This window comes from Polaromonas sp. P1_G2, from assembly GCF_056405515.1.
Map to the genome: position 1 here is coordinate 1 of NZ_JBFUBY010000193.1, position 7957 is coordinate 7957.

8 protein-coding genes are annotated in these 7957 nt (G+C 62.4%); 1 reads left to right on the top strand and 7 read right to left on the bottom strand.

The window, feature by feature from the left end:
* From AC1D0P_RS17890 to AC1D0P_RS17920, 7 genes are all read right to left on the bottom strand, one after another.
* Positions 1 to 403 (bottom strand): NusA N-terminal domain-containing protein (locus AC1D0P_RS17890; protein ID WP_477677979.1); only part of this gene is annotated, 403 nt, incomplete at its 3' end.
* A gap of 33 nt (positions 404 to 436) precedes the next feature.
* The gene (gene rimP / locus AC1D0P_RS17895) at positions 437 to 1024 is read right to left on the bottom strand and encodes a ribosome maturation factor RimP (RefSeq protein WP_477677980.1); all 588 of its coding nucleotides are present in this window, start codon (positions 1022 to 1024) and stop codon (positions 437 to 439) included.
* 94 nt (positions 1025 to 1118) lie between these two features.
* Complete coding sequence (locus AC1D0P_RS17900; RefSeq protein ID WP_477677981.1) at positions 1119 to 1268, bottom strand: hypothetical protein; 150 nt, start codon at positions 1266 to 1268, stop codon at positions 1119 to 1121.
* Positions 1269 to 1395: 127 nt separating this feature from the next.
* Positions 1396 to 3036 (bottom strand): ABC transporter ATP-binding protein, encoded by a 1641-nt coding sequence (locus AC1D0P_RS17905; protein WP_477677982.1) that lies wholly within the window; start codon positions 3034 to 3036, stop codon positions 1396 to 1398.
* Entirely contained in the window at positions 3036 to 4130 is a 1095-nt protein-coding gene (locus tag AC1D0P_RS17910) for an ABC transporter permease (RefSeq protein WP_477677983.1), read from the bottom strand. Before AC1D0P_RS17910 ends, AC1D0P_RS17905 begins: the two co-directional genes overlap by 1 nt.
* Positions 4114 to 5139: a microcin C ABC transporter permease YejB gene (locus tag AC1D0P_RS17915; RefSeq protein WP_477677984.1), complete on the bottom strand. Its 1026-nt coding sequence runs from the start codon at positions 5137 to 5139 to the stop codon at positions 4114 to 4116. The genes AC1D0P_RS17910 and AC1D0P_RS17915 overlap by 17 nt, the downstream gene beginning before the upstream one ends.
* Positions 5140 to 5144: 5 nt before the next feature.
* Positions 5145 to 6962 carry an extracellular solute-binding protein gene (locus tag AC1D0P_RS17920; protein WP_477677985.1) on the bottom strand — a complete coding sequence of 606 codons (1818 nt, stop codon included), beginning with the start codon at positions 6960 to 6962 and terminating at the stop codon, positions 5145 to 5147.
* Positions 6963 to 7058: 96 nt separating this feature from the next.
* Between AC1D0P_RS17920 and fabI the strand changes: the two genes are divergently transcribed.
* Entirely contained in the window at positions 7059 to 7868 is an 810-nt protein-coding gene (gene fabI / locus AC1D0P_RS17925) for an enoyl-ACP reductase FabI (RefSeq protein WP_477677986.1), read from the top strand.
* Positions 7869 to 7957 lie beyond the last annotated feature (89 nt).

Genomic DNA, 7957 nt, shown 5'->3' on the forward strand with positions numbered 1-7957 from the left:
ACATGAAGTCGTTGAGCAGCATTTCGCGCTCGGCGTCGCGGATTTTCTGCAGGATGACCTGTTTGGCCGCTTGCGCGCCGATGCGCCCGATAGGCAGGCTTTCAACCGGCTTTTCGATGTAGTCGCCTTCTTCGATGTCGGCGATTTCGTCGCGCGCGTCGCTCACCAACTCTTCGGCTTCGGGGTTCTGCAGGCCGGCTTCGTCGGGCACCACCAGCCAGCGGCGGAAGGTCTCGTAATTGCCGCTGTCACGGTCGACGGCCACGCGGATGTCCACTTCGCCCTCGTACACCTTTTTGGTGGCCGAGGCGAGCGCGAGCTCAACGGCGCCGAAAACGACGTCGCGTTCCACATTTTTTTCACGCGAGATGGCATCAACCAACATCAACAGTTCGCGATTCATTTCACAAGCCTGCCTTTCTTCATTTCTTGAAATTTAATTCTCTGTCGAGGGACCGGTACCGGGGGCTGATTTGGGTTTACGGCCCTTGAAGTCCACCACGGGCGCAAGGCGCGCCTGGTGAAGTTCGTCGAGCGTGAAACCCAGCGCCTGCAACGGTGCGGGAATCCTCTTCTTGCTGATCTTCTGGCCGGGTTTGGCGGCGGGCTCGTCACTCCAGACGATTTGCCAGCCAGCCTCGGCGCGCTCCAGCGTGCCGCGGAATTTCTTGCGGCTGGCCGCCACCGTCGAACCGGCGCTGGCGGCCACACCAATCGGCGCCTTCAGCGTGATGTCGACGAGTTCGCCGGCAAAACGCTCAAAATCCTTTTCGCTGCGCAGGGGCCTGTCGATGCCGGGGGAACTGACCTCCAGCCGGGCGTATTCGGCGCCCTCGACTTCCAGCACGAACTGCAGCTGGCGGGTGACTTTTTCGCAGTCTTCGGCATTGATGAACTGTTCGGCGCCCTGGACGTAAGGCATGTCGATCGTGACACGCAGCAAACCGCCGCCGGTGCGCTCGATCTCGACCAGCTCGTAGCCCAGTCCCGTCACAGTTTGCTCAATCGTCTCTTGCAATGCCATTCAGTCTCTAAAACCCGCTTTAAAAATCGATATTCAAAAACAAACGCCCAAAAAAAATGGGCGGTGAAAACCCGCCCATTTGGTCGTGAAGCTCTTATTGTAACGTGCTGCGCCCTTCGATGCAAACAATTTCCGTGCCTGAAACGAGCGCCGCTGCCGGAAACCCGCTCATGGCCTCCGGATCATCTTTTATTTGTTGAGTTCTGTATCGCACCGGCACGCCTTTGGGCCGCAGGTCGCGCATGGGGGAAAACAGTGGGAACTCAAAGATGGGCGCCCGCCTCCCGATTTTCAATGCCTGCTTAATTTTTCTGAAATTTCTTTTTWAATCATATGGATTTTTTAATTATTTAAAGTGATTTATCAAGTATTCAGGTCGCCGTCACAAGGACTCGTGTGTACGGATGGCGCGGTGAATCCAGCACCTCGCCGAGCGAACCGGATTCCAGCACGTCACCGTCCTTCATGACCATGACCTCATGTGCCATGGCGCGGATGACGTCGACGTCGTGCGTGATCAGCAAATAACTGAGGCCGCGTTCGCGTTGCAGCCTTTGCAGCAGGCCCAGCACCTGTTTCTGGATGGTCACGTCGAGCGCGCTGGTCGGCTCGTCCAGCACCAGCAGGCTGGGGTTGACGATGAGCGCCCGGGCAATCGCCAGGCGCTGGCGCTGCCCGCCCGAAAATTCGTGCGGGTAACGCTGCAGCAGGCCCGGAAACTGGGCCTCCGTCATGCCGACATCCGCCAGCGCCTGCAAGGCGCGCTCGCGCCGCCCAGCGTCGTGCAGGCCGGGTTCATGCACTCGCAGGCCCTCCTCCACAATGGCTTCGACGGTCATGCGCGGCGACAGCGAGGAAAACGGGTCCTGGAACACCACTTGCACCGCACGGCGCATGGCTTTGTTGCGCGCGGCCTCCTTGCTCCAGGCCTGGCCCACCGCCTGCAGTTGCCCCGAAAAAGGCAGCAGGCCCAGGCTGGCCAGCGCCAGGGTGGACTTGCCCGAGCCCGATTCGCCGATCACACCCAGCGTCCTGCCGGCCGGGATCTGGAAACTCGCGTCTTTCACCGCCACAAATTCGCCGCGCCGGAACCAGCCCCGGATGCCGGGAATGGGCACCTGGTAGGCCACACGCAGCCGCTCCGCCGTCATCGTGGCAGCGGCATCCGCCGCTGCGCCGGCAGCCGCCAGCCCGTCGCGCTGCGGCTTGCTGTCGATCAGCTTGCGGGTGTAAGGATGCTGGGGCCGGGCGAAGACCTCGGTGACGGCGCCCTGCTCCACAATGCGGCCGTTTTCCATCACAGCCACCCGGTCGGCGAACTTGCGCACCAGGTTGAGGTCGTGGGTGATCAGCAGCACGGCCATGCCGTTGCGCTGCTGCAACTCGCCCAGCAGGTCCAGGATCTGGCCGCGCAGGGTGACGTCCAGGGCCGTGGTGGGCTCGTCGGCCAGCAGCAGCCGGGGCTGGCAGGCCAGCGCCATCGCGATCATGGCCCGCTGCCGCTGTCCGCCCGAGAGCTGGTGCGGCAAAGCATTGGCGCGGCGCTCGGGCTCCGGAATCCCGGTATCGGCCAGCAAGGCGATCGCGCCCTGCATCGCTTCAGCCGGGGTCTGGCCTTTGTGGACCTGGAGCACTTCGGCAATCTGGTCCCCCACGCTGTAGAGCGGGTTGAGAGCCGTCATGGGCTCCTGGAAGATCATCGCGATGTCGCGGCCGCGAATCCCGCGCAAGGATGCCTCGGGCAGGGACAGCAAATCGACGGGCGCCTTGGGCGGCGCCCCGCTGGCTGTGCGGTCGGCCGCATCCACGCCGGTAAAGACGGCTTTTCCGCCGACTGCGGCGTTTYGCACCAGCCGCAGCAGGCTCAGCGCGGTCACCGTCTTGCCCGAGCCGGACTCGCCCACCAGCGCCAGTTTTTCGCCGGGTGCGATGGAGAAGTCGATGCCGTGGACCACGGGCTTGCCCGCAAACGATATCCGCAGGTTCTGGACGTCGAGCAGCGGTGTTGCCATCAGTCGGCCTTCCTGGGATCCATGGCGTCGCGCAGGGCGTCACCCATGAAGGTGAGCAACAGCAGCGTTATGACCAGCACCGCAAAAGTCGAAAGAGAAATCCACCAGGCGTCAATATTGTTCTTGCCCTGGGACAGCAGTTCGCCGAGCGAAGGCGTGCCGGGCGGCACACCCAGGCCGAGGAAATCGAGAGAGGTCAGCGCCAGGATTGCGCCGCTCATGCGAAACGGCAGAAAAGTCACCACCGGGGTCATGCTGTTGGGCAGGATGTGGCGCCACATGATCTGCCAAGTACCCACGCCAAGAGCCTTGGCCGCCCGCACGTAGTCCATCTGCCGGTTTCGCAGGAACTCCGCGCGCACGTAGTCGGCCAGGTCCATCCAGCCGAACACCGACAACAGGATCAGCAGCAGCGCGACGCTGGGCGCGAAGATGGCACTGAAGATGATGAGCAAATAGAGTGCGGGCATCGCGCTCCAGATCTCGATCAGGCGCTGCATCACCAGGTCGGTCTTACCCGCAAAATACCCCTGCACCGCACCCGCCAGGATGCCCAGCGCCGTGCCGGTCACGGTCAGCGCCAGTCCGAAGAGAACACTGACGCGAAATCCATAGATCAGTTGTGCCAGCAGGTCACGTCCCCGGTCATCGGTGCCGAACCAGTTATCCCGCGTGGGCGCGGCTGGACTGGGGGACTTGGCGAAGTAGTTCAGGGTCTTGGGGCCGTAAGGGTTGGGCGCATAGATCGCCCAGTTGCCGCCGGTGGTGATGCGGTCGCGGATGAATGGGTCCAGGTAATCGGCGGACGCGGGGAAATCACCGCCGAAGGTCTGCTCCGAGTAGTCCTTGACGATGGGGAAATAGATGGCGCCCTCGTAGCGCACGATCAGCGGCCGGTCGTTGGAGACGACTTCGGCGAACAGGCTGAGCACCACCATCGCACTGAAGATCACCAGACTCCAGAAACCCAGCGGGTTGCGGCGAAATCGCCGCCAGGCGCGACGGGCGGGGCTGACGTGGAGCGCCGCCGGACCGCCCCCAGAGGCAACACCCCCCGCGAGCGTGGAGGCGCCAGTGCTAGTCGAATTTGACACGAGGGTCCACCAGTACGTAAGAGAGGTCGCTGATCAGCTTGGTTAAAAGCCCTATCAACGTGAACAGATAAAGGGTTCCAAGCACCACGGGATAGTCGCGCCGGATCACACTCTCGTAGCTGAGCAAGCCCAGGCCATCCAGCGAAAACAGCGTTTCGATCAACAGTGACCCCGTGAAGAACGCCCCGATGAACGCGCCGGGAAATCCCGTGATGATGGGAATCAGCGCATTACGAAACACATGCTTCCAAAGCACGCGGTTTTCGGCCAGGCCCTTGGCGCGCGCGGTCAACACATATTGCTTGCGAATCTCCTCCAGGAACGAGTTCTTGGTCAGCATGGCCGTCACCGCGAAACTACCGAAAACCATGGCCGTCACCGGCAATGCGATGTGCCAGAGGTAGTCCACGATCTTCGCGCCCCAGTTGAGCTCGTCCCAGTTGGGCGACGTAAGCCCGCGCAACGGAAACCACTGCAACTGGCCGCCAAAGATCACCAGCAACACAACGCCCAGCACAAAGCCCGGAATGGCATAACCTACCAGGATCAGCAAGGTGGTGATCAGATCGAATTTGCTCCCCGCCCTCACCGCCTTGGCCACGCCCAAGGGCACGGCCACGCCGTAACTGATGAAAAAAGTCCACAGTCCCAGGCTGATAGACACCGGCAGCTTCTCGAGGATCAGCGTCCACACATCCTTGTTCTGGAAAAAGCTCTTGCCTAGATCGAAGCGCGCGAACTGGCCCAACATCTGCACCAGCCGCTCGTGGGCCGGTTTGTCGAAACCATACAGGGCCTTGATCGCCTCCAGCCGCTTGGGATCCACACCCTGGTTGCCACGGTAGCTGGAGCCACCCGACTCCACGCCGCCGAAGCCGCCTTTGGCATCCGACAGATACTGCTCCACCGGTCCGCCGGGCACGAACTGGACCACGGCAAAGGTAATCAGCAGAACGCCCAGCAAAGTGGGGATCATCAGCAGCAGGCGTTTGACGACGTAGGCGAGCATGTTGCTTATTTTCCTTGGGGTGCAGGTTTGGCCCACCAGGCCATCATCACCCAGTCTTCCGCCCCGGCATAGGGCGGCATCGGCGGTTTGAAGCCCAGCCGCCAGCCGTTGTAGGCGACGCGGTGAGACGTCAGCGTCCACTGGGGGATCAGGTAGTGGCTATGCATGACCACACGGTCCAGCGCTCGGCAGGCCGGGATCAGTTCGGCCTTGGTCCTGGCGCTGACCACCGCGGTGACCAACGCATCCACGGCCGGGCTCTTGACGCCGAAGTAATTGCCCGAACTTTCGGTGTCGGCCGCCTTGCTGCCGAAGATGTCGCTCAGCTGCTGGCCCGGATCGTGCGTGCCTGGGAAGTTAATGGTCGTAATGTCGAACTCGAATTTATCCAGCCGCTGCTGGTAGAGCGCGAAGTCAACCGGCGAGAAGCGCAGCGTGATGCCCAGCTTTTCCAGGTTGCGCATCCAGGGCGCAACCGTGCGCATGCCCGTGTCACGGCTGTCCAGGTAGTCGAGCACCATGGCCTCGCCCTTGGCATTGCGCAGCGCGCCATCGCGGTAGATCCAGCCGGCATCCTTGAGCAGGGCCTGCGCCTTACGCAGGTTGTTGCGCAGCGATTGACCTTCGCCGGTCGTTTCGGGCGGCTGGTACATGAGCCCGAAGACCGCGGCAGGCACTTTGGCGCGCAAGGGCTCCAGCAGGGCCAGCTCGTCCGGTGATGGCTGGCCGGTGGCGGCGCAGTCCGTGTTGCCGAACAGGTCTTTCACGCGCGGATAGCCGTTGTAGAACAACTGCCGGTTCATCCACTCGTAGTCCAGAGCCAGGTCCAGGGCTTCGCGCACACGTGGGTCGGAGAGCATGGGCTTGCGGCTGTTGAGCACATAGCTCTGGAACCCGGACGGCTGGCGGTGCTGGAATTCCTGCTTGACCAGTTCGCCCGAATCGAAGCGCTTGCCCGTTACACGGCGTGCCCAGTCGCCGGCCGAGTAAAAGCTCATCATGTCGAACTCAGCCGCCTTCAGGGCCTCCAACCGCGCTGTGCTGTCCTTGTAGATCTTCACGGTGATGCGATCGAAGTTGTAGCCGCCGCGCCGCACGTTCAAATCGCGGGCCCAGTAATTGGGATCGCGAACATAGGTGATGTCCTTGCCGAAACGCACCGGGCCTATTTTGTAAGGCCCGCTGCCGATGGGCACGTCCATCACAACGTCGTCGAAGCGCTTGGGCTTGCCGTTCACCATGCCCCATGCGCGGCTGAACACCGGCAGGCCGCCCACCGTCAGGGGCAGTTCGCGGTAAGGCTTCTTGAACCGGTAACGCACCGTGCGCGCGTCGATCACGTCGCAACCCGCCACGTCCTCCAGCGCGGTCTTGTAACCGGGCGACGTGTAAGGACCTATCAGCGTATCGTAGCTGTGCTTGACGTCTGCGGCCTCCACCGGCGCCCCGTTATGGAATTTCGCTTGCGGACGCAGACGGAACACCACGCTCAGCCGGTCGGGCGCTAGCTCCACATCCTCGGCCAGCAGGCCATAGCCTGCGGCGGTTTCGTCCATGGAGCCGGCCAGGAGCGAATCGAACATCAGCGTCGCCAGGTAGGCCGGCGCCGAGCCCTTGATCGTGAAGGGGTTGTATTTGTCGAAAGTCGAATAGCGCAGGTTGCTGACCAGGCGCAGTTCCCCGTCTTTGGGTGCGGCCGGATTGACGTAATCGAAATGGGCAAAGCCGGCGGGGTATTTAAGGTCACCCCAGAGGGCGTAGCCGTGCGCTGCCCACGATGGCAATGAAACTCCCAGCAGGACCCAGAGCAGCAAACTTCGCATGCGACAATTCTGCACTACTTGGGTCGGCAAATTTCCGGCGCGCATATCTCGCGCCCCTTGCCGGCCCACCCTCAGCACATTTACTGGAGCACCTGCATGGCGACACACACCGGATTCCTCACTGGCAAAAAACTGTTGATCACGGGCGTGCTGTCCAACCGCTCCATCGCCTACGGCATCGCCAAGGCCTGCCACGCGCAGGGCGCCGAACTGGCCTTCAGCTACGTGGGCGAGCGCTTCAAGGACCGCATCACGGAATTCGCCGCCGATTTCGACTCGAAACTGATTTTTGACTGCGACGTGGGCGACGACGCCCAGATCGCCAAGCTGTTCGCCGACCTGTCCCAGACCTGGCCGACCTTTGACGGTTTTGTGCACAGCATCGGTTATGCGCCGCGCGAGGCGATCGCCGGCGATTTCCTGGACGGCCTGTCGCGCGAGGGCTTCAAGATCGCCCACGACATCAGCGCCTACAGCTTTCCGGCCATGGCCAAGGCCGCCCTGCCTTACCTGAACAAAAAATCTGCCCTGCTCACGCTGACCTACCTGGGCGCGGTGCGCACCGTTCCCAACTACAACACCATGGGCCTGGCCAAGGCCAGCCTGGAAACCTCGGTCCGTTACCTGGCCGAGTCACTGGGCCCTAAGGGCATGCGCGTCAACGGCATCAGCGCCGGCCCCATCAAGACTTTGGCCGCCAGCGGCATCAAGGGCTTCGGCAAGATTTTGAGCGTGGTCGCCGAGGCTTCGCCTATCCGCCGCAACGTGACGATTGAGGACGTGGGCAACGTGGCGGCTTTCCTGCTGAGCGACCTGGCCGGCGGCGTGAGCGCAGAGATCACCTATGTCGATGGCGGCTTCAGCCACGTCGTGGGCGGCATCGCCGAGCCCGCCGAAGCGGCCTGAAGCTGGCCTGGCAGGTTGAGCCTGTTCAGGCTTGACGCCAGTAGTCGTAACTCCAGACGGATGCAAAACCCGCGCGCCGGTACAGCGCC